At 67.8% G+C, this 19,618-nt stretch carries 20 protein-coding genes and 3 tRNA genes; 16 read left to right on the top strand and 7 right to left on the bottom strand.

The genetic code is table 11. The annotated features are described in order from the left end of the window. Nucleotides 1-2: 2 nt before the first annotated feature. Nucleotides 3-1,382, top strand: coding sequence for a KamA family radical SAM protein (locus WBG06_RS16320; RefSeq protein WP_336737918.1), 1,380 nt, complete (start codon nucleotides 3-5; stop codon nucleotides 1,380-1,382). Nucleotides 1,383-1,437: 55 nt separating this feature from the next. On the opposite strand, the gene WBG06_RS16315 is transcribed toward WBG06_RS16320, so the two are convergent. The 3 genes from WBG06_RS16315 to WBG06_RS16305 form a co-directional block, all read right to left on the bottom strand. Continuing rightward, nucleotides 1,438-1,896 (bottom strand): Lrp/AsnC family transcriptional regulator, encoded by a 459-nt coding sequence (locus WBG06_RS16315; RefSeq protein ID WP_442945468.1) that lies wholly within the window; start codon nucleotides 1,894-1,896, stop codon nucleotides 1,438-1,440. A 98-nt stretch (nucleotides 1,897-1,994) separates the two neighbouring features. Further along, a complete protein-coding gene (locus WBG06_RS16310) occupies nucleotides 1,995-2,696 on the bottom strand; it encodes a cache domain-containing protein (RefSeq protein WP_336737917.1) in 702 nt (233 codons plus the stop codon). Further along, nucleotides 2,693-3,433: a FadR/GntR family transcriptional regulator gene (locus WBG06_RS16305; RefSeq protein WP_336737916.1), complete on the bottom strand. Its 741-nt coding sequence runs from the start codon at nucleotides 3,431-3,433 to the stop codon at nucleotides 2,693-2,695. The genes WBG06_RS16310 and WBG06_RS16305 overlap by 4 nt, the downstream gene beginning before the upstream one ends. 88 nt (nucleotides 3,434-3,521) lie before the next feature. On the opposite strand from WBG06_RS16305, the gene WBG06_RS16300 reads away from it, so the two are divergent. The 8 genes from WBG06_RS16300 (at nucleotide 3,522) to WBG06_RS26525 (ending at nucleotide 10,623) form a co-directional block, all read left to right on the top strand. Next, a complete protein-coding gene (locus tag WBG06_RS16300; protein WP_336737915.1) occupies nucleotides 3,522-4,592 on the top strand; it encodes an ABC transporter ATP-binding protein in 1,071 nt (356 codons plus the stop codon). Between the two features lie 27 nt (nucleotides 4,593-4,619). After that, on the top strand, nucleotides 4,620-5,807 hold the full coding sequence (locus WBG06_RS16295; protein WP_336737914.1) for an ABC transporter substrate-binding protein: 1,188 nt from the start codon (nucleotides 4,620-4,622) through the stop codon (nucleotides 5,805-5,807). Next, entirely contained in the window at nucleotides 5,804-6,664 is an 861-nt protein-coding gene (locus WBG06_RS16290) for an ABC transporter permease (RefSeq protein ID WP_336737913.1), read from the top strand. The genes WBG06_RS16295 and WBG06_RS16290 overlap by 4 nt, the downstream gene beginning before the upstream one ends. Next, the gene (locus tag WBG06_RS16285) at nucleotides 6,661-7,473 is read left to right on the top strand and encodes an ABC transporter permease (RefSeq protein WP_336737912.1); all 813 of its coding nucleotides are present in this window, start codon (nucleotides 6,661-6,663) and stop codon (nucleotides 7,471-7,473) included. The genes WBG06_RS16290 and WBG06_RS16285 overlap by 4 nt, the downstream gene beginning before the upstream one ends. Nucleotides 7,474-7,523: 50 nt before the next feature. Further along, on the top strand, nucleotides 7,524-8,432 hold the full coding sequence (locus WBG06_RS16280) for a 5'-3' exonuclease (RefSeq protein ID WP_336738074.1): 909 nt from the start codon (nucleotides 7,524-7,526) through the stop codon (nucleotides 8,430-8,432). Between the two features lie 101 nt (nucleotides 8,433-8,533). After that, nucleotides 8,534-8,971, top strand: a complete 438-nt coding sequence (locus tag WBG06_RS16275; RefSeq protein WP_336737911.1) for an SsgA family sporulation/cell division regulator — start codon at nucleotides 8,534-8,536, stop codon at nucleotides 8,969-8,971. A 156-nt stretch (nucleotides 8,972-9,127) separates the two neighbouring features. After that, nucleotides 9,128-10,525 carry an OFA family MFS transporter gene (locus tag WBG06_RS16270; RefSeq protein ID WP_336737910.1) on the top strand — a complete coding sequence of 466 codons (1,398 nt, stop codon included), beginning with the start codon at nucleotides 9,128-9,130 and terminating at the stop codon, nucleotides 10,523-10,525. Further along, a complete protein-coding gene (locus WBG06_RS26525) occupies nucleotides 10,522-10,623 on the top strand; it encodes an MFS transporter small subunit (RefSeq protein WP_442945467.1) in 102 nt (33 codons plus the stop codon). The genes WBG06_RS16270 and WBG06_RS26525 overlap by 4 nt, the downstream gene beginning before the upstream one ends. Nucleotides 10,624-10,625: 2 nt before the next feature. On the opposite strand, the gene WBG06_RS16265 is transcribed toward WBG06_RS26525, so the two are convergent. After that, nucleotides 10,626-11,447, bottom strand: coding sequence for an aminotransferase class IV (locus WBG06_RS16265; protein ID WP_336737909.1), 822 nt, complete (start codon nucleotides 11,445-11,447; stop codon nucleotides 10,626-10,628). Nucleotides 11,448-11,615: 168 nt separating this feature from the next. Between WBG06_RS16265 and WBG06_RS16260 the strand changes: the two genes are divergently transcribed. The 4 genes from WBG06_RS16260 (at nucleotide 11,616) to WBG06_RS16245 (ending at nucleotide 12,696) form a co-directional block, all read left to right on the top strand. Further along, nucleotides 11,616-11,688: transfer RNA gene (locus WBG06_RS16260), tRNA-Gly, on the top strand. A 34-nt stretch (nucleotides 11,689-11,722) separates the two neighbouring features. After that, a tRNA-Cys gene (locus tag WBG06_RS16255) sits at nucleotides 11,723-11,793 on the top strand. A gap of 48 nt (nucleotides 11,794-11,841) precedes the next feature. Next, a tRNA-Val gene (locus WBG06_RS16250) sits at nucleotides 11,842-11,916 on the top strand. 318 nt (nucleotides 11,917-12,234) lie between these two features. Continuing rightward, on the top strand, nucleotides 12,235-12,696 hold the full coding sequence (locus tag WBG06_RS16245) for a hypothetical protein (RefSeq protein WP_336737908.1): 462 nt from the start codon (nucleotides 12,235-12,237) through the stop codon (nucleotides 12,694-12,696). A 119-nt stretch (nucleotides 12,697-12,815) separates the two neighbouring features. Here WBG06_RS16245 and WBG06_RS16240 read toward each other — a convergent pair whose 3' ends face one another. Together WBG06_RS16240 and WBG06_RS16235 are read right to left on the bottom strand one after the other, a co-directional pair. Further along, the gene (locus WBG06_RS16240; protein WP_336737907.1) at nucleotides 12,816-13,319 is read right to left on the bottom strand and encodes a hypothetical protein; all 504 of its coding nucleotides are present in this window, start codon (nucleotides 13,317-13,319) and stop codon (nucleotides 12,816-12,818) included. A gap of 712 nt (nucleotides 13,320-14,031) precedes the next feature. Then, the gene (locus tag WBG06_RS16235) at nucleotides 14,032-14,589 is read right to left on the bottom strand and encodes an NADAR family protein (RefSeq protein WP_336737906.1); all 558 of its coding nucleotides are present in this window, start codon (nucleotides 14,587-14,589) and stop codon (nucleotides 14,032-14,034) included. Between the two features lie 206 nt (nucleotides 14,590-14,795). Here WBG06_RS16235 and WBG06_RS16230 point away from each other — a divergent pair, with 206 nt between their 5' ends. After that, nucleotides 14,796-15,374 carry an RNA 2'-phosphotransferase gene (locus tag WBG06_RS16230; RefSeq protein ID WP_336737904.1) on the top strand — a complete coding sequence of 193 codons (579 nt, stop codon included), beginning with the start codon at nucleotides 14,796-14,798 and terminating at the stop codon, nucleotides 15,372-15,374. A 44-nt stretch (nucleotides 15,375-15,418) separates the two neighbouring features. Here WBG06_RS16230 and WBG06_RS16225 read toward each other — a convergent pair whose 3' ends face one another. Then, on the bottom strand, nucleotides 15,419-16,708 hold the full coding sequence (locus tag WBG06_RS16225; protein WP_336737903.1) for a hypothetical protein: 1,290 nt from the start codon (nucleotides 16,706-16,708) through the stop codon (nucleotides 15,419-15,421). Nucleotides 16,709-16,964: 256 nt separating this feature from the next. On the opposite strand from WBG06_RS16225, the gene WBG06_RS16220 reads away from it, so the two are divergent. Further along, complete coding sequence (locus WBG06_RS16220; RefSeq protein ID WP_336737902.1) at nucleotides 16,965-18,737, top strand: SulP family inorganic anion transporter; 1,773 nt, start codon at nucleotides 16,965-16,967, stop codon at nucleotides 18,735-18,737. Between the two features lie 61 nt (nucleotides 18,738-18,798). After that, nucleotides 18,799-19,440 carry a hypothetical protein gene (locus tag WBG06_RS16215; RefSeq protein WP_336737901.1) on the top strand — a complete coding sequence of 214 codons (642 nt, stop codon included), beginning with the start codon at nucleotides 18,799-18,801 and terminating at the stop codon, nucleotides 19,438-19,440. Nucleotides 19,441-19,618 lie beyond the last annotated feature (178 nt).

The raw sequence follows: 19,618 nt of genomic DNA, 5'->3' as shown, positions 1-19,618 counted from the left end.
ACATGACGGCAACCATCGAGCCCAAGACCCGTGACGGACAGCCCTACGCCTACCAGCGCGTAGAGCTGGTCGAACCCGACTGGACCCGGTTCCCGGGGTGGGCCGACATCACCGAGGAGCAGTGGCGCGACGTGCAGTGGCAGCGTGTCAACTGCATCAAGAACGTCCGCCAGCTCCGCGCCCTGATGGGCGACCTTCTCGAGGAGCGCTTCTACGCCGACCTCGAGAAGGACATGGCCGAGCGCGCGACGATGTCGATGCTGGTGCCGCCGCAGATGATGAACACGATGGTCCCCGCGGGCGCGTCGGCCGGTGACGAGTTCACCGCGGCCTTCTATGCCGACCCGATCCGGCACTACATGATCCCGGTCTTCTCCGACCGCCGCACCGACTGGCCCTCGCACCCGCAGGCGAGCCGCGACTCGCTGCACGAGCACGACATGTGGGTGGCCGAGGGGTTGACCCACCGCTACCCGACCAAGGTGCTCGCCGAGCTGCTCTCCACCTGCCCGCAGTACTGCGGGCACTGCACCCGGATGGACCTGGTCGGCAACTCGACCCCGGTCATCGACAAGCTCAAGCTCACCGGCAAGCCGGTCGACCGCCACGAGGCGATGCTCGACTACCTCCGCAACACCCCGCAGGTGCGGGACGTGGTCGTCTCCGGTGGCGACGTCGCCAACCTGCCCTGGCCGCGGCTGGAGGACTTCCTCACCAAGCTGATGGCGATCGACAACATCCGCGACATCCGGCTGGCCACGAAGGGTCTGGTCGGCCTCCCCCAGCACTGGCTCCAGGAGCCGCTCCTGGAGGGCATGAACCGGGTGACCACGATCGCCCGCGAGCGCGGCGTCTCGCTGGCGATCCACACCCACGCCAACCACGCCAACTCGGTCACCCCGCTGGTCGCCGAGGCGTCGAAGGCGCTGCTGGCCGCGGGCGTGCGCGACGTACGCAACCAGGGTGTGCTGCTCGCCGGCGTGAACGCCGACAGCCACAGCCTGCTCGACCTGAGCTTCCGCCTGCTCGACGGCGCGCAGATCATGCCCTACTACTTCTACATGTGCGACATGATCCCGTTCAGCGAGCACTGGCGGGTCTCGGTCGCCGATGCGCAGCGGCTGCAGCACGACATCATGGGCTATCTGCCCGGGTTCGCGACCCCGCGCATCGTGTGCGACGTCCCGTTCGTCGGGAAGCGCTGGGTCCACCAGCTCGCCGACTATGACACCGAGCGCGGCATCTCCTACTGGACGAAGAACTACCGCACCTCGATCGAGGCCGCCGACCCCGAGGCGCTCACCCGGACGTACGAGTACTACGACCCGATCCACACCCTGCCCGAGTCGGGCCAGGAGTGGTGGCGTACGCACGCCGAGTGACGCAGATCCGCCCGGCCCGGTGCATCAGGTCCTGTGACTCAAGGTCAACCCAGGATCAACGGGTCAGGGTCGGGCGGTTCTCGTAGTAGGTGTACATCGCGATCGTGGTCCGGGTCGACACGTTGGCGACCGAGCGGATCCGCCCGAGGAGCTCTTCGAGGGCTTCAGGGGTGGCGACCCGCACCTTGAGCATGTAGGACTCCACACCCGCGATCGACCAGCAGGCCTCGACCTCGTGGAGGTCCGAGACCCGCTCGGGGCAGTCGTCGGGCTGCGAGGGGTCGAGGGGCGTGACCGCGACGAACGCGGTCAGCGGGACGCCGATCGCGGCGTAGTTGACGGTGGCGCCGTAGCCGGTGATGAGGTCGCGCTGCTCGAGCCGCTTGACGCGCTGGTGCACCGCCGAGGTCGACAGGCCGGTGGCCCTGCCCAGGTCGGTGTAGGACATCCGACCGTCCTCCGCGAGAAGCTGGAGGATCTTACGGTCGGTCGCCTCGATCTCAGGTGCAGTCACGGCGACAGCGTACCGACAACAGCAATATCTCCGCCGAAACGTCCGAAAACGCGGTTGAGGCCGAAAGATCTCCGGCGTGAGGGCGGGGTGATCGCGCCTCAGGCGGGCCAGCCGCCGAGCGTCGTCGAGACTCCCTGCGTGCCGGCAGGGAGCTGGACCACCGACAGCAGTCGGCCACTGGGTGCCGGACCCGGGCTGGGCCTCGTCGCCTGTCCGGTCGCCAGGTGCGGGTCGGCGGAGACGACCACCCTGCCGTGGGAGTTGACCAGGGTCGCACCGACCTCCCGCAGGCCGGGGAGCAGCATCGTCTCCAGGGTCTCGACCGAGGTGTCGGCACCTGCGACACCGACGAGCCGGCCACCCGCGTAGACCGGCAGCGTCGTGGTCATGACGTATTCGTCGGCGCAGACGATGTCGACGTAGGGGCCGGCGACATACAGCTGTCCGGTCCGCTCCGGCATGCGGAACCAGGGCTGACGGGTGTAGTCGATGGTCTCCCCCGTGCCGGGCACCTCGGCCTCACCGAGGAAGTCCCGTCCCGGCCCCTGCCACCAGGCCAGGTAGAGACGCCGGTCGCTGAGGGCTTCCGGGGCGGCGACGAAGCCACCACCCAGCAGGTTGGGGTCCTGGAGGAATGCCAGCATCCCGGCCTCGACCTGCGCGCTCAGCTGGTCCGAGGTGACCGGCCCGGCGCCGAAGAGCTCCGCCACCTCGGCGCGCAGCCGCTCCAGCTCGGCGAGGATGGACCCGAAGTGGTGCTCGATCCGGACGGCGCAGTCGGCGGTCACATCGATGTTCACTGTCGTACCACCTCATGGATCTCGGTCAGACGTTCAACGGCGTGGGTCACGTGGTCGCGTACGCTCGCCCGGGCCGCGGCCGCATCGCCGGTCCCCAGCGCGGCGACCAGCGCCCGATGCCGCTCGCCGGACGCCTGGCGGAAGTCCGAGTCGCTCAGCGGCACTCGCAGCAACGTACCGAAGTCGGCCTCCTGGCGCACCACCTCTCGGGTCAGACGCGCCGACTGGGTCAGTGCGGCCACGGAGAGGTAGAGCTCGCTCTCCGTGTCGCGCCATCGTCCGACGTCCTGCTCGTCGGCCGGGAGCAGCAGGTCGCGGAGGTCCTCGACCTCGTCCGGGGCGGCCCGCTCGGCGGCGAGCTCGGCGCAGCCGGTCAGCACCACCAGATAGAGGCTCGCGCGGTCGCGCAGCTCCACCCGGGACATGGTGGCGAGGCGTCCCTTCACGACGTCGCCGGGGTCGGGGGCCCGCACGAAGGACCCGCCACCCCGTCCTCGTGTGGTCACGACCAGGCCCTGCGCCCGCAGCGACACCAGTGCCTCCCGGGCAGTCACCGTCGCCACCCCCAGCATCTGGGCGAGCTCGAGCTCGCTCGGGAGACGGTCGCCGTCGGCGAGCACGCCGGAGCGGATCGCCTCTGCCAGCCGGTTCTCGACACGTACGGCTCTGCCTTCGTCGCCGATCGGCGCGAAGATCGCCGACCGGGCGCGCGAGGTCGTCGCGCGGGGGTTGGCCACGATCGGGCTCCTCCTTCGAAATGGGTTCACCAAGAAACTTACGCAGAGACCCTTTAAAATCTAAGATCTGGTTCCATATGATTCAGCAATGGGACCGACCGAATCTCCGCAGATCCAGCTCGACGCCGTCACCAAGGCGTACGGCGACGTCAAGGCCGTCGACGCTCTCGACCTGACGATCGGCGACGGCGAGTTCTTCTCGATGCTCGGGCCCTCCGGCTCGGGCAAGACGACGGTGCTGCGCCTGATCGCGGGCTTCGAGCGGGCCGACTCCGGCACGATCCGGCTCGGCGGCGAGGACGTCACCGCCCTGGCTCCGTTCGACCGCGACGTCACCACCGTCTTCCAGGACTACGCACTCTTCCCGCACCTCAACGTGCTCGACAACGTCGCGTACGGCCTGCGTGTCCGTGGCGTCTCGAAGGCGGAGCGCAGCTCTCGGGCCCGAGAGGCACTGGCGATGGTCCGCCTCGACCACGTCGCGGCCCGGAAGCCGACCGAGCTCTCCGGCGGGCAGCGGCAGCGAGTCGCGCTGGCCCGCTCGATCGTCGTACGCCCCAAGGTGCTGCTCCTCGACGAGCCGCTCGGCGCGCTCGACCTCAAGCTGCGCGAGCGGATGCAGGTCGAGCTCAAGCAGATCCAGCGTGAGCTGGGGATCACCTTCGTCTTCGTCACCCACGACCAGGAGGAGGCGCTCACCCTCAGCGACCGGATCGCGGTCTTCGACAGCGGCCACATCGTGCAGCTGGGCACGCCGAAGGAGATCTACGAGCGGCCGACCTCCCCGTATGTCGCCGACTTCGTCGGCACCTCCAACGTCTTCGACGAGGAGGTGTCCAAGCGGGTGCTGAAGATGGAGGGCGCCTTCGCGCTGCGACCCGAGAAGATCCTCCTCTCCCCGGAGAGCGCGAGCGCCCCGGCCGGCGCGATGACCGCCGCCGGGGTGATCACCGAGTCGATCTACATCGGCACCGGTCACCGCGTCCACATCGAGCTCGAGGACGGCACCCGGCTGGTCGCCCTCGAGCAGAGCCGCGGCGCCCTGCACCCCGATGCCGCCGAACCAGAGTCTCGGGGCGACCGCGTGGTCGCCTCCTGGTCTCCGGGCGACCTGGTCCCCTTGGGCACCGATTCGTCCCGTGCCGTGCAACACCGATGAGCCAGAACCCACCAGAGAGGTTTGACCATGCGCAACATCCCAACCAGGTACGCCACCAGCCGCACCATCGGCGGAGCGCTCGCGGCGCTGTCGCTGATCACGCTCACCGCCTGTGGCGGTGACAGCGGGAGCGAATCGACCGGCGCCGTCGAGAAGCTCGGCGAGAACGAGGGCGAGGTCTCGATCCTCGCCTGGCCGGGCTACGTCGAGGACGGCTCGACCGACCCGGAGGTCGACTGGGTCTCCGGGTTCGAGGAGGAGACCGGATGTCAGGTCACCGCGAAGGTCTACGGCACCTCCGACGAGGCCTTCAACCTCGCCAAGACCGGCGAGTACGACGTCGTGGCCGCCTCCGGCGACCTCACCCTGCGGATGATCGCGGCAGGTGAGGCGGCCGAGGTCAACACCGACCTGATCCCCAACTACGAGGGGATCTACGACTTCCTCAAGGACCGCGAGTGGAACACCGTGGACGGCAAGAACTACGGCATCCCGCACGGCTACGGCGCCAACCTGCTGATGTACAACACCAAGGACGTCACCCCCGCCCCGACCTCGTGGAAGGCGGTCTTCGAGGACGCGCCCAAGCACAAGGGTCAGGTCACCGCGTACGACTCGCCGATCTACATCGCCGACGCCGCGGTCTACCTGATGGCACACCAGCCCGACCTCGGTATCGAGAACCCCTACTCGCTCGACGAGAAGCAGCTGGACGCGGCCGTCGAGCTGCTCAAGACCCAGCGGGCCTCCGTCGGTGAGTACTGGTCCGACTACACCAAGACGCAGGCGTCGTTCGAGACCGGCGACACCGTGGTCGGGACCACCTGGCAGGTGATCGCCAACCTGATCGACCCGAAGAAGGCCTCGGTCGAGGCGATCCTCCCCTCCGAGGGCGCGACCGGCTGGAACGACACCTGGATGATCTCCTCGAAGGCGAAGTCGCCCAACTGCGCCTACGCCTGGCTCAACCACATCTCCGACCCGGAGACCAACGCCCAGGCGACGGAGTACTTCGGTGAGGCCCCCAACTCGGACAAGGCGTGCGAGTTCGCCTCCGAGGGCCACTGCGAGACGTTCCACGCCGGCGACGAGAAGTACGCCGAGCAGATCTGGTTCTGGAACACGCCGATCGAGAAGTGCCTGGACGGCCGGACCGACGTGAAGTGCACCGACTACCAGGACTGGACCAAGGCCTGGGCGGAGATCAAGGGGTGACCTTGAGCTCCATCAGCAGCACGCTCAGCAGGAGGCCGGGGATCCGCCTCGGCCTCCTGCTGGCCGCTCCCCTGACCTGGCTCGTGCTCGTGTACGTCGTCGCCCTCGCCGCGCTGCTGGTGACGGCCTTCTGGACGATCGACTCGTTCACCAACGAGCTCGAGCGCACCTTCACCCTCGACAACGTCCGCGAGATCACGGGGGAGGCGCTCTACCGCACCGTCACGCTGCGCACCCTCGGGGTGGCGCTGCTGGTGACGCTGATCGACTGCCTCATCGCGCTCCCGGTCGGCTTCTACATGGCCAAGGTCGCCTCCCGGCGATCCCGCCACCTGCTGGTGATCGCGTTCCTGATGCCGCTGTGGGCGTCCTACCTCGTCAAGGCGCTCGCCTGGCGCTCGCTGCTGTCCAACGGCGGCCTGCTGGACTGGGCCGGCGGCCTCGTCGGGCTGGGCTCGCCGGGCTTCGGCTTCACCGCGATCGTGCTCACCCAGGCGTACATCTGGCTCCCGTACGTCATCATCCCCGTGTACGCAGCCTATGAACGTGTCCCCGACTCGCTGCTCGACGCTGCCGGCGACCTCGGCGCCCGGCCGGCGCTGACGTTCCGCACCGTGGTGCTGCCGCTGGTGGTCCCGGGCCTGGTCGCCGGGTCGATCTTCTCGTTCTCGCTGACCATGGGCGACTACATCACGGTCAACATCGTCGGCGGCGCCAACCAGATGCTCGGCAACCTCGTCTTCATCAACTCGGGATCGAACCTGCCGCTGGCCGCCGCGATCGCGCTGATCCCGATCGTCGTGATCATGATCTATCTGGCGTTGGTACGCCGCACCGGAGCTCTGGAGAACCTATGACCATCTCGAGAACGACCCGGCGCCTGCTCGCTGTGGTGACCGGCCTGGTGCTCGCGGTGCTCTACGCGCCGCTGGCGCTGGTCGTGGTGAACTCGTTCAACACCTCCCAGGCGCTGACCTGGCCGCCCAGCGGCTTCACCACCCAGTGGTGGCAGCGCGCGGCGGTCAACCCGGGAGCCCACGACGCGATCCTCACCTCGCTGACGGTCGCGGCGTGCGCCACCGTGCTGGCGCTCGTGCTCGGCACCCTGCTCGGCCTGGCGATGCAGCGCTACTCCTTCTTCGGGAAGGACACCGTCAACCTGCTGGTGGTGCTCCCGATCGCCCTTCCCGGCATCGTCACCGGCATCGCGCTGTCCAACGCGTTCTCGTCGATCCTCGGGATCCGGCTGGGGTACTTCACCCTGGTGGTGGCGCACGCGACCTTCTGCATCGTGACCGTCTTCAACAACGTGCAGGCCCGGCTGCGGCGGATGGGTGGCAACCTCGAGGAAGCCTCCGCCGATCTCGGTGCAGGGATGTGGACGACGTTCCGGCTGGTCACCCTGCCGCAGCTGCGCTCGGCGCTGCTGGCCGGTGGCCTGCTGGCCTTCGCGCTCAGCTTCGACGAGATCATCGTGACGACGTTCGCGGCCGGCCCCGGCGTGACCACGCTGCCGGTCTGGATCCTGACCAACCTGTTCCGCCCCGGCCAGGCGCCCATCGTCAACGTGGTGGCGGTGGTCATGATCGTCGTCTCGGTCGCGCCGATCTGGCTCGCCCAGCGGCTCTCCTCCGACCCGACCGACACCACAAGAGCGATTCACTAGGACGGCTGTCGTCGTCAGCGGTTACTGTGCACAGCGTGCCTGAACCTCGAATGCTCCTGCTGGACACCGCCTCGCTCTACTTCCGGGCCTACTTCGGCGTGCCCGACATCCGCGCCGCGGACGGCACCCCGGTCAACGCCGTCCGCGGCCTGCTGGAGTTCATCTCTCGGCTGGTCAACGACTACTCCCCGACCGACCTGGTGTGCTGCTGGGACAACGACTGGCGCCCGCAGTGGCGGGTCGACCTGATCCCCTCCTACAAGGCGCACCGCGTGGTCGAGGAGCTCGAGACCGCCCCCGACGTGGAGGAGGTCCCCGACCCGCTGCAGGTCCAGGTGCCGATCATCCGCGAGGTGCTCGCGGCGGCGGGGATCTGCGTCATCGGCGCCGACGGCTACGAGGCCGACGACGTGATCGGCACCCTCGCGACCGACGCCGGGATGCCGGTCGACGTCGTCACCGGCGACCGTGACCTCTTCCAGCTGGTCGACGACGCTGCCGGCGTACGCATCCTCTACCCGACCCGGGGTGTGGGCGACCCAGACCTGGTCGACGAGAAGTGGGTGCTCGCCAAGTACGGCATCACCGCCGCGCAGTACGCCGACTTCGCCACCATGCGCGGCGACACCTCCGACGGCCTGCCCGGGGTCAAGGGGGTGGGCGAGAAGACCGCCGCCAAGCTGCTCGAGCAGTACGGAGACCTGGAAGGCATCGTCGCCGCCGTCGCCGACCCGACCACCTCGCTCACCAAGGCCCAGCGCCAGAAATTCATCGACGCGGTCCCCTACCTGACGGTCGCGCCGAAGGTCGTGGCGGTGGCCAGGGACCTCCCGCTCGATCGCAGCCACACCGCGCTGCCCGGCGCTCCGGCCGACCCGGAACGCCTGCACGAGCTGGCCGAGACCTACAACCTCTCCTCCCCCGTCGCCCGTCTGGAAGCCGCGCTCGCGCGGGTGTGATCAGGGTCTCCACAACTCGGTTCAGAAATTTTGTAGAAACGGCATCATCAGCCGCGTACCGCTCCGTCTCCTTGGCAAGACCATCAAGAAGGAGCGGACGAATGAGCGACATCAAGCACCCGGCAGTGCAGCAGGACATCAAGATCTCGTGCCTCGACCCCTGGGGCCGCACCGTGGAGGTGCCCACCACCCTCGGTTACCGCGAGAGCGACCCGTACGCCGTGAGCCTGACCTTCCACTCCGGTTCGGGCGACGTCGAGTGGGTCGTCTCCCGCACCCTGATGCTGCAGGGCCTGGCCGCGCCCGCCGGTGAGGGCGACGTCAAGATCTACCCGAGCATCGACGAGGACGCCAAGGCGGTCGCCGTCTTCGACTTCAGCTCCCCCGACGGCCGTCTCATCGCGACCGCCGACTCGCGCGAGCTGCAGATGTTCCTCGGCAAGTCCTTCTCGGCCGTCCCGGTCGGTGCCGAGAGCCAGCACCTGGACCTCGACGCGCTGATCGCGGACCTGCTGGGCAGCTCCTCCGACGCCGAGTAGGCACTCCGCCCGCCTGCTCATTCGTCCACGCACCCTCCCCTCCCGGAAGCCCGGGACGGGAGGGTGCGTCGTTCTTGCTGGCCGGAAGCCGGTGGTCGCCGTTGCCACATCAACTGTGATAGTGATGTGCGTCACCAGTCCCCCTCGGAGGTTCCTGTGCTGCCAGCTTTCCTGTCCCGCGAGCGAACGGTGGCCGGTCCCGGCTACAGCCGTTGGCTCATCCCACCCGCCGCTCTCGCCGTTCATCTGTGCATCGGCCAGGTGTACGCCACCAGCGTCTACAAGACCGCGCTCGTCGAGCACTTCGACTCGAGCCAGACAGCGATCGGCCTGATCTTCTCGATCGCGATCGTGATGCTCGGCCTCTCGGCCGCTCTGATGGGCACCTGGGTCGACCGCAACGGTCCCCGGGCGGCGATGACCGCGGCCGCGATCTTCTGGGCCTCGGGATTCTTCATCGGCGCCCTCGGCATCGGCACCGGCCAGCTGTGGCTGCTCTACCTCGGGTACGGCGTCGTCGGCGGCATCGGGCTGGGGATCGGCTACATCTCGCCCGTCTCCACGCTGATCAAGTGGTTCCCGGACCGGCCGGGCCTGGCGACCGGCATGGCGATCATGGGCTTCGGCGGTGGCGCGATGATCGCCAGCCCGCTCAGTGGTCGGCTGCTGACGCTCTACGACCCGTCCTACACCGGAGACGGCACCACCGTCCCCGACGGCCACGCGGTGATGATGCTCTTCCTCACCCTCGGGGTCGTCTACCTGATCTTCATGTCCTTCGGCGCGGCCACCGTCCGAGTGCCACCCCCGGGCTGGACTCCCGACGGCTGGGACCCGGCCAGCGTCAAGGAGAAGAAGCTCGTCACCACGGCAAGCGTCTCCGCGAACAGCGCGATCAGGACCCGAGCGTTCTGGCTGGTGTGGATCGTGCTCTTCTGCAACGTCACCGCCGGCATCGGGATCCTCGAGCAGGCCGCCCCGATGATCCAGGACTTCTTCCGCGTCGACGGAGTCTCCTCGGTCAGCGCCGCCGCGGCCGGCGGGTTCGTCGGACTGCTCTCCATCGCCAACATGAGCGGCCGGTTCATCTGGTCCTCGACCTCCGACGTGATCGGCAGGAAGCCGATCTACATGATGTACCTCGGAGTCGGACTCGTCCTCTACCTCCTGCTGGCCACCGTGGGAGACACCTCGATGGCGCTGTTCGTACTGCTCGCCGTGGTGATCCTGTCCTTCTACGGCGGCGGCTTCGCGACCGTACCCGCCTATCTGCGTGACCTGTTCGGTACGTTCCAGGTCGGCGCCATCCACGGCCGCCTGCTGACCGCGTGGTCGGCTGCCGGCATCGCCGGCCCGCTCATCATCAACGCGTTCCTCGACGCGCAGGGTGAGCCGGGCACCCTGACCGCGGCCGCCTACCGCCCCGCTCTGCTGACCATGGTGGGCGTACTGGCGGTGGGCTTCATCGCCAACCTGCTGGTCCGCCAGGTCCCGGAGCGGTTCCACGAGCCGGCGTCGGCAGACCTCACCGAGAGCGAGAGGAGCGCGGCATGAAGCTCAAGATCGCAGGAGCATGGGCCCTGGTCGGGATCCCCCTGGCCTACGGGATCATCGAGACGCTGCGCCGTGCGGCGCAGCTGTTCACCGGCTGATCTCAGAGGCCGAGCAGGCTCGGCTCGTTCGTACGCCACGCCTCCTGCGCCGCCTGGGTCACCGGGCCGTGCGGGAGGGTGCGCGTGCCCCACTCGGTGACGGCCTGCACGTCGCGCAGGCTGGAGGTGAGGAAGACCTCCGTGGCGTACTCCTCGACCTCGGCCAGCGGCTCGTCGGTCTCCTCGGCGCCGAACCACTCCAGCACCAGGGCGCGGGTGATCCCGGCCAACGGTCCGCTGGAGAGCTTCGGCGTCTTGAGCACGCCGTCGAGCACATAGAAGATGTTGCTCCCCGTGCCCTCGCACAGGTCGCCCACGGTGTTGGCGAAGATCGCCTCGCTGGCGCCGTGCTTGTGGGCCTCGGCGAGCGCGATCACGTTCTCCGCGTACGACGTCGTCTTCAGACCCGTTGTCGCCCCGTGCTCGTTGCGTCGCCACGGCACGCTCACGATCTTCGTCTCGGACGGCAACGGCGCCGCGTCCTCGAGGCCGATGACGATCGTCGGCGGCACCTCCGCGCGCCCGGAGCCGAACGGCGCCGGCCCGCCCGTGACGGTGATCCGCAGACGGCCGTACGCCGTCGCGCCCGCGCCGAGCACGGCCTCGACGCCCTTGGTGATGAGCGTGCGGTCGGGCGTAGGCAGCCCCAGACCCGCTGCCGAGCGCTCGAGGCGGTCGAGATGAAGCGCGAACGCGAACGGTCTGTCCTCGACCACCTTGAGCGTCTCGAAGACGCCGTCACCGACCACCAACCCATGGTCGTGGACGGGGACCGCCGGGGCGGCCGGGTTGTCGAGAAGATGACCATCGATCCACGCGCGCATGCCTCCACTTTAAGTCGTCCCTGCTCAGAGGCCGGAATGCGCGCCGGAGCGGCCCTCGAGACGACCTGCGAATGACACGGAGGTGACCCCCGATTTGTCGCCGGCACGTGGCTCCGTTAATGTTCTTCTCGTCGCCAAGGGCACGGGAAACCGGGCCCGAAGCAGCAAGCGGACGTAGCTCAGTTGGTAGAGCGCAACCTTGCCAAGGTTGAGGTCGCGAGTTCGAGCCTCGTCGTCCGCTCGGAGTAGGTCTCCACCGGAGGCATTGCCTCCAGGGTGGGTTGGCCGAGAGGCGAGGCAACGGACTGCAAATCCGTGTACACGGGTTCAAATCCCGTACCCACCTCGAAGCACCACCCTGATGTAAACTGCAGGACACAAACTGAATAACCACGGACGATTGGCGCAGCGGTAGCGCGCTTCCTTGACACGGAAGAGGTCACTGGTTCAAACCCAGTATCGTCCACCACAAGAGATTCAGCCCCTGACCTGGGAAAACAGGACAGGGGCTGAAGTCATTTCCCGCTCGTAGTGCTACCTGAGTGCTATCACCCTTCGGCCCTCCTATCCAGGAAGGGACGAAGTGAGCGACTCCCCCGAACGCAACGACCCGGTGAATCCTCACGTATTCCATACCGAGCCGTACGGGCGGTTCTTCCGAAGCTTCCGCTGGTGCTGCTCCTGCGGTGCCAGTCAGGGCGGATTCATCATGAGGACCAGCGCGGTCTTCTACGGCGACAACAACGCCATGCAGCCCGACCAGCAATAACCCAGAGAGGCGAGAGTCATGACCAAGACCATTACGCCGGCAGAGTCCGACAACAACACCGGCACCCCCACCGGAGCCGAGCTCATCGGCGACCACTGCTTCGCGTGCAAGAGCACCGAGGCGTGGCACCCGTGCATCACCGAGGACGACAGCACCAAGTACGCGTGCGACGAGTGCGCTGTGTCCATCACCATCAAGCCCGCGCCGAAGCCCAAGCCGCCCAGGCGTCGCCGGTTCGAGTTCACCGCGGCGTTCCAGAACGGTCACCTCTTCATCGAGTTAAACGACCACGCGCTGCTCACGTGGAAGCCGAGCAAGTTCCTCGAGCTCGGCCGGTTCGCGATCACCACGACCCACGCGATCGCGGATAGCGAGGACGCCGAGTTCTACCGGGGCCTGGACACCGGCCGTGAGCTCGCCGAGCGAGAGCGGGAGGAAGCGGCGGCACGACCGAGGGACAATCACGCGCTCGGGCGCTGACAGAGCAACGAAACGAGCCGCCCCCGGGGGGGCATTTGCGAAAAAGTGCCGGAGAGAGAAACCAGATGCGGCTGGGGTGGCTAGGCATTACGCGCATGTGTCGCCCCCCGCCCCGGGGTCTATCTGCCGCGGAGGTCCGCCAGAAGCGAGCGCGCCGCTTCGTCGGTCTTCAATGCCCACTGCTCAGCCACAGGCAATTGGAAGTCTCCGCCGTCGTCGAAGTGGATGCGCCACGCGGTGCGCCACTCTGTAGGTGCTCGGTCTGGCCAGTTGTTGATGCCTTCGAGGCCATCAACATCGATGCGGGACACGCTTGCCCGTCGACGCACAGCGGCGGTCATCGAGTTGGCCGGAGCGTGTCCGCCGTTTCGCGCCTCGGAGTCGTAACTCCAGGGCACTCGGTCTGCGTCCGCCGTCACGGTCATGATGAGATCTGGGGTGAGTCCGAAGACGTGCCACGTTGTAGTGCCGTCCTTCTCGACCTTCCAACTCAGCAGTGCCGGGTCGACCTCGGCGTTCTCTACGTCGAGAAGGCTTGCGACTGCCCAAAGGACGTCGCGGGGTGGCGTGTAACCGGAGTACTTAAGCAGGCGGGCCAAGCGCTGCAGCGTATCGATGTCCATGGCAGTGCATGCTTGCCGCCCGTGGGCACCAATGCGTGCTGAAGCCAGAGCCTCACTACCCAAAACACGGGAGCCGCCCGCTCCCGAGAAGGGGCGGGCGGCTCCACTCTGCGGGCCATGCCGTGGTCGGGATGCTGAGTACCTTGACCGCATCGGGCACGACCAGGTCGGACCGGTGCGGAACCACAGGAAGGCACCGCGCTGGCCGGTCGGTCGCCCGTTGGCGCCAAGAGGTTCGGGACCAGCTCGAGCTGGGTGCCGATCCGGTCGACGATGACGAACTTGGAGAAGTCGCCGTAGGCCAGGCTGTAGTTCGTCTCGGTCGCGGCGGGGTTGATGACTCCGCCCATGTGGCTGTTCTCGCTGAACGGCCGGCGGAGCGACTGGTCGTTGGCGAGCTCGGGGAACTTCAGCGCACGGCCGGCGGTCTCGAGCTGCCCATGGTGTTGGCCATGGACAGGTGGGCCTGCCAGCTCGCCTTGTCCTGGAAGCGCGGCGCCAGGGCGTTCTGCACATTGTAGATGTCCGCCGCGGCGAAGGTCTCCGCGGTGGTCGGTGCAACCGTCGAGGCGGCGGCGACAGCGGCCGTGATGCAGCCCTTGGCTGGCCGGTGCCGGAGCCGGTGGTGTAGGCCGTGGCCACCGAGCCGCCATCGATGGTCGCTGAGGGGGTCGCGGTGACGTTGCCCGACAACGTGCCTGACGGCGACGAGCTATGCCAGCTGTGTGCGTGCCTCAATCAGGGCAAAGCCGAGCAGATTCAGTCCGCGCCATTCGGACGGAGTAGCTGCTGCGGGGTTGGATTCCGCCATCCCTATGCCCCAGATCGGATCGTGAGGCGACGCTTCGACCAGCACCCGGTCTCCAGTGGCGAGAAGGAAATCTCTCAGCATCGGGTTCGATCCGAACTTGGCGATCGACGCGCTGATGACGATCGCAGAGCGACGGGACACCCAGGCCGTCTCGCTGAATCCGGCCACCATGCGACCCAGCGCCTTCGCAGCGCCCGGCGTCGGGGCAGCGAGAATTTCTGCGGCCACCTTGTGGTCGCCGAAAAGGACAGCCTTGCTCCACATCATGTAGTGCTCGGCCGTAGCGAAGCGCTCACCATCGGCGTCGAACGGTGCAGGGAACCACTGGCTGAAGCACGACTTGTCCAGCTTTCCAGGGCGACGCGGCGTGTGTCCCCAGAAATGCACATACTTCGGTCGCGCCCCCGCATCGACTGCCGCCACGAGCTCGTCTCGCGATCGGCTCTCTTCGGGTTTCATGCCTTCGCCTCAGCCGTGACCTCGGACATTGCCAGTTCTTCAAGCTCCGTCGGTCTGCAGAGCGTCACCGTCATCATCGCCTCGCCCGTCACGGGGCCGGACAGTACCGCGTCAACCCGGCAGATGAACCGGACTTTTCGGGTCAGCCCGAAAAACCTGATGCGGTCAAGAGCCGCCGGCTGTCACGCTGACGCCCAGAAATGACCATGAATGATGTCAAGCTCTCCAAACGCCTCGCGCTCGTGCTCAGGCACCGCCCGGACTCGATCGGCATCGACCTCGACGCCAACGGTTGGGTCCCGATCCATACGCTGCTCGCCGCGCTCGACGAGCACGGGATCAGCTGCACACGTGCTGACCTGCGAAGAGTTGTCGCGAACAACGACAAGAAGCGCTACGAGGTCGACGAGACCACCGACCGGATCCGCGCCCGCCAAGGACACTCTGTGGAGGTCGATCTCGCTCTCGAGCCAACAGTGCCACCACCGGTGCTGTTCCACGGGACCGCGCATCGCAACGTCAGCTCGATCCTGGCCACGGGCCTGAACAAGGGAGGCAGACACCACGTCCATCTCTCCCCCGACCGCGACACCGCTGCTCGCGTCGGCGCCCGCCGAGGTGCGTACGTCCTTTTCGGCGTCGACTCAGCCGCGATGACGAGCACTGGCCAGACATTCTGGCGCACCGAGAACGGCGTGTGGCTCACCGATCGCGTCGATCCGCGCTATCTGAACCTGGACGCGCCCGAGCAGCGCCCCGTCCCGCACCGGCAGTCCCAACCGTGAACTCCGCTCGGCGCCCCACCCGTGGGAGGGCGCCGAGCATCGGTCTACTCCACGGCCGGGTGAGGCTCGGAGTGGGCCTGCTTGTCTGCTCGGCCGGCGCCGATCAGGACCTGGAGGCAGGCAAGCAGGACGAGGACCAACGCCAGCGACCACCAGACGCGGCCGGTGGTGACCTGGTTGCCCCAGACCAGCACCACGACACCAAGCGCCACCACGGCGACCCTCAGCCAGCCGGCGTTGGCTTCGATCCAGCGTCCGACGGCGCTCACCTGACTCGTCGGGATGTTGGTTCCGGCGTTGACCAGCGTGCTCGAGACCGCGTTGCGTACGGCGGAGCCATACCGGTTCGCGCCGGCGAACAGGCCCGCAACGACGATGATGAGGCCGAGCAGCAGCACGGCGTCCTGAGCACGCTCCAGATAGGCGAGCAGAGTCTGGTAGAACACCTTGCTCGCCGGCCCGAAGGTGGTGCCTGCGAGTTGATTGACGAACAGCTGCTGCCCTACCGACAGCGTCCAGCCCAGCAGGAGAGCGTTCGCGGCGATGACTGCCCCGACCCACACGGTCATCCGCGCGCGGCGGCGAGCCAGCAGTACGGCTCCCAGGAAGAGCACACCCACGACGGGCAGCATCCACTTGGCCACCGGGTTGCTGAACGCGTAGATCGTGCGGGCCTGCCGCAGCTGCGGCGCGTCCATCAGCACGATCTGCCGTTCGGTCTCCGGGATCGGCACCTTCTCGACGACAGTGAGCCCGCGCTCGACCAGCCGCTCCTTCACCAGCGTGATGACGTCATCCAGGTCGAGCACGACCTGGTCACCCTGGAGCGAGACCGCACCGGAGTTGTCGCCGGTCAGGATCCGGTGCAGCGCTTGCTGGGCGCGGGAGTTGATCCTGATCCAGAGGTCTGCGAACTCGTCGGAGGCGATGAACCTGCGCACCTCCCGCTCGATGAGACCGTTGACGGCACCCGACATCGGGCCGATCAGAAGCTCCACGCGCGGGGCCTCGGTCTCGAGCTCGGCGAAGGCCGTGGTGAGCAACGCCTCGACGTCGACCTGCTGCTGGATCGCTTCGGTGACCTTGGTCGCGATGGCGTCCTGGACCTCGGGTGATTCCACCAGCGGTCCCACGGTCTCGATGTAGCGCACCTCGTCGTTGAGTGTGCGCTGACCCCAGTAGGCGACCGCGGCCGGCGTCACCAGCAACGCGGCCAGCACCAGGCAGACGACTGCCGCCACCGAGCGGCCGACGGAGGACCGCCGCGGCGGCGCCGCGTTGCTTTCCGGGATGTCTGACGACGGCGATTCCGACGCGCCTTCTGTGTGAGACATGCGGCTCCTCGTTCCGATCCTGCCGATCTGCCGATTCTTCGGCACTTCAGCATCGATGGGCGGTGGGTCCGGGGTCGTCACCCGGAGCAGGTGAACTGGACCTGCTCACGGCCCGGGGATGCGGACACGTGAAGCCGGGGCGCCGGTGCCACGCGCCGACCTCACCCGACTCAGGTGAGGCAACCGCCTGGGATCGGCGCTGCGATGGTCGGGTGAGCAGCCCCACGTACGCCTCCGACCGTCGACCCAGCGGCTGATGCTGACCTGGCTTCGTGAGCGGATCACGCTGCCTCGTCAACTGTTCGACCGGCGTACGGCTCGGCGGGACGCGGCAGCGGGTGTCGTGCTGGGCATCGAGTCGGTCCCCGACGGGCTGGCCAGCGGGCTCCTCGCGGGGGTGAACCCGGTGGCCGGGCTCTACGGCTATCTCTTCGGGCTCGCCGGCGGTGCACTGTTCACGGGGAGCGCCGCGATGGCGATCCAGGGCACAGGGGCGATGGCGATCATCGTCGCCGACGTCGACCTCGACGCCTACGAGAACCCGGTGCGTGCCCTCGCGACCCTCTCGATCCTCACCGGTGTGGTGATGATCGTCGCGGGGGTGCTGAGGCTGGGGCGGCTGCTGCGGTTCGTGTCCAAGTCGGTGATGACAGGGTTCATCTCGGCGGTCGGGATCAGCATCGTGCTCGGCCAGCTCGACAACTTCACCGGCTACGACTCCCAGGGAAGCAACCGCGTCGCCGCGGCCCTGGACCTGCTCGTGCACCTTCGGGGCGTCGATCTCGCGTCGCTGGTGGTCGGACTGACCACCGTCGCCGGAATCCTCCTCCTCCAGCGCACCCGCCTGGGCGCGACCGGACTGGTGGCGGCTGTCGCCATCGGGTCAGCGCTGGCTGCCCTGCTCAACGCCATGGGCAACGACACCGTGGCGCTGGTCGCCGATGTCGCCGACGTACCGAACTCGCTGCCGCTCCCCGTGTTCCCCGACCTGTCGGCCACCTTCGACCTCCTCCTGCCGGCTGCCTCGCTCGCCTTCGTCGGGCTGGTCCAGGGCGCCGGGGTGTCGGCGGGGTTCCCGAACCCGGACGGCCCCGCGCGCCCCTCGCGCGACTTCATCGGCCAGGGTGCCGGGAACATCGCCTCGGGCCTGTTCCGCGGCGTACCCGTCGGCGGATCGATGTCGGCGACCTCGCTGGTCGTCAGCGCCGGCGCGCAGAACAGGTTCGCGCTCCTGGTCGCGGCCGGGGTGATGGCTGTCGTCATCGTGCTCCTGGGAAGCGTGGTCGAGCTCGTCGCGATGCCCGCGCTCGCCGGACTGCTGATCGTGGTCGGCGTGGGGACGATCAAGCCGGCCAAGCTGCTCGCGGTCGCCCGGACCGGGCCGGTGCCGTTGACGGTGATGCTGACGACCTTCGTGCTCACGCTGCTGATGCCGTTGCAGTACGCCGTGCTGGTCGGTGTCGGGCTGTCGGTGCTGCTGTTCGTGATCGGCCAGTCCTCCCGGCTGGTGACCCGCCGGATCGTGTTCGGCGACGATCATCGGGTCATCGAGACCAACCCGCCAGGACGTCTCGGCGAGCGCGAGGTGGTGGTGCTCCAGCCGTACGGGCCGATCTTCTTCGCCACCGCCTCCGCGCTGAGCTCGCAGATGCCGGACGTCACCGGCGCATCGCGACGGTCGGTGGTGATCCTGCGGCTCCGTGGCGCCGACGAGGCCGGTGCCACGCTGCTCGAGGTGCTGGCGACGTACGCCACCGCACTCGGAGAACGCGGGAACAAGCTGGTGATCGTCACCGACAACGAGCGGCTCGTGCGCCAGCTGCAGATCGGCGGCACGCTCGGGGCGGCAGGCTCCGTCTACCAGGGCAGCGCCGTGATCTGGGAGGCGACCCGTGAGGCCTATGACGACGCCGTCGCGTGGGTTGCGCAGGACGATGACGAGACCATGGGTGCCGAACCTGTCTCCGCCGGTCGAACCCGCCGGGACCCGCACGAGGGCGACTGGCCTCCCGACCAGATGGCGCTCTAGCCGCTCGATTCACCCCTTTCCGGCGATCACGGACACCCCCGGGCGTACGCATGATCGGCCGGTGACGAGCTCGGTGACCTCTGAGAACTCCCCCACGGACTGGCGCGAGCTGATCGCGATTCTGCTGCTGTCCGTGACAGCGATCCTGACGGCCTGGACCGGCTTCCAGGCCAGCAAGTGGAGCGGCGCGATGTCGATCTCCTTCTCGCAGGCCTCGACGAACCGGATCGAGGCCGCACGGATGGAAGCCACGGCCAACCGCAAGCTGTCGGTCCAGGTGTCCCTGTTCACCCAGTGGCTCCAGGCGTACCAGGCCGACGACACCGAGCTCGCCGAGTTCCTCCAGTCGCGCTTTCCGGAGCCGCTGGCCACGGTGTTCCCGACCTGGCTCGAATCCCGGCCGCTGAAGAATCCCGACGCACCGGCCACACCGTTCGAGATGGAGCAGTACGTCATCCCGGAGTCCCTCGACGCGCGCGCGGCCGACGCGACCGCCGACCGTAAGTTCCGCCAGGCGCTCCGCAACAACCAGCGCGGTGACAACTACACCGTTCTGACCATCGGCTTCGCCGCCGTGCTCTTCTTCGCAGCCCTGTCCGAGCGGATGCGCCGGCGCCGTGCTCAGTGGGCGCTGCTCGGTATCGGAGGCGTCGGATTCGTGATCCTGGCGGTCGTGCTGATGTCCTTCCCGAAGATGTTCTGATGCTGGTCACCTGAAATAGGTGATTCGTTCTCGGTTTTTCTCCGTTTACCTTGAGTATCCTCGCAGGAGTGTCAGACGAATTCGTCTGGCTCACCTACGGTTGGTGCGCTCAGCACACTCCCCCCGACACGAGCGCACAGCATCGCCGTGGCATCACTGCCTGACTGAGGGGAGGGGT

This window comes from Nocardioides sp. CCNWLW239 (genome assembly GCF_037137035.1).
Taxonomy (GTDB): domain Bacteria; phylum Actinomycetota; class Actinomycetes; order Propionibacteriales; family Nocardioidaceae; genus Nocardioides.
This window is presented reverse-complemented; position numbering and strand designations above follow the sequence as displayed.

Excerpts from the sequence above, each read along its gene's own strand:
- WBG06_RS16320 (WP_336737918.1), top strand. The coding sequence starts at position 3 with ATGACGGCAACCATCGAGCCCAAGACCCGTGACGGACAGCCCTACGCC.
- WBG06_RS16300 (WP_336737915.1), top strand. The coding sequence starts at position 3,522 with ATGGGACCGACCGAATCTCCGCAGATCCAGCTCGACGCCGTCACCAAG.
- WBG06_RS16295 (WP_336737914.1), top strand. The coding sequence starts at position 4,620 with ATGCGCAACATCCCAACCAGGTACGCCACCAGCCGCACCATCGGCGGA.
- WBG06_RS16285 (WP_336737912.1), top strand. The coding sequence starts at position 6,661 with ATGACCATCTCGAGAACGACCCGGCGCCTGCTCGCTGTGGTGACCGGC.
- WBG06_RS16280 (WP_336738074.1), top strand. The coding sequence starts at position 7,524 with ATGCTCCTGCTGGACACCGCCTCGCTCTACTTCCGGGCCTACTTCGGC.
- WBG06_RS16275 (WP_336737911.1), top strand. The coding sequence starts at position 8,534 with ATGAGCGACATCAAGCACCCGGCAGTGCAGCAGGACATCAAGATCTCG.
- WBG06_RS26525 (WP_442945467.1), top strand. The coding sequence starts at position 10,522 with ATGAAGCTCAAGATCGCAGGAGCATGGGCCCTGGTCGGGATCCCCCTG.
- WBG06_RS16265 (WP_336737909.1), bottom strand. The coding sequence starts at position 11,447 with ATGCGCGCGTGGATCGATGGTCATCTTCTCGACAACCCGGCCGCCCCG.
- WBG06_RS16245 (WP_336737908.1), top strand. The coding sequence starts at position 12,235 with ATGACCAAGACCATTACGCCGGCAGAGTCCGACAACAACACCGGCACC.
- WBG06_RS16240 (WP_336737907.1), bottom strand. The coding sequence starts at position 13,319 with ATGGACATCGATACGCTGCAGCGCTTGGCCCGCCTGCTTAAGTACTCC.
- WBG06_RS16235 (WP_336737906.1), bottom strand. The coding sequence starts at position 14,589 with ATGAAACCCGAAGAGAGCCGATCGCGAGACGAGCTCGTGGCGGCAGTC.
- WBG06_RS16230 (WP_336737904.1), top strand. The coding sequence starts at position 14,796 with ATGAATGATGTCAAGCTCTCCAAACGCCTCGCGCTCGTGCTCAGGCAC.
- WBG06_RS16225 (WP_336737903.1), bottom strand. The coding sequence starts at position 16,708 with ATGTCTCACACAGAAGGCGCGTCGGAATCGCCGTCGTCAGACATCCCG.
- WBG06_RS16220 (WP_336737902.1), top strand. The coding sequence starts at position 16,965 with ATGCTGACCTGGCTTCGTGAGCGGATCACGCTGCCTCGTCAACTGTTC.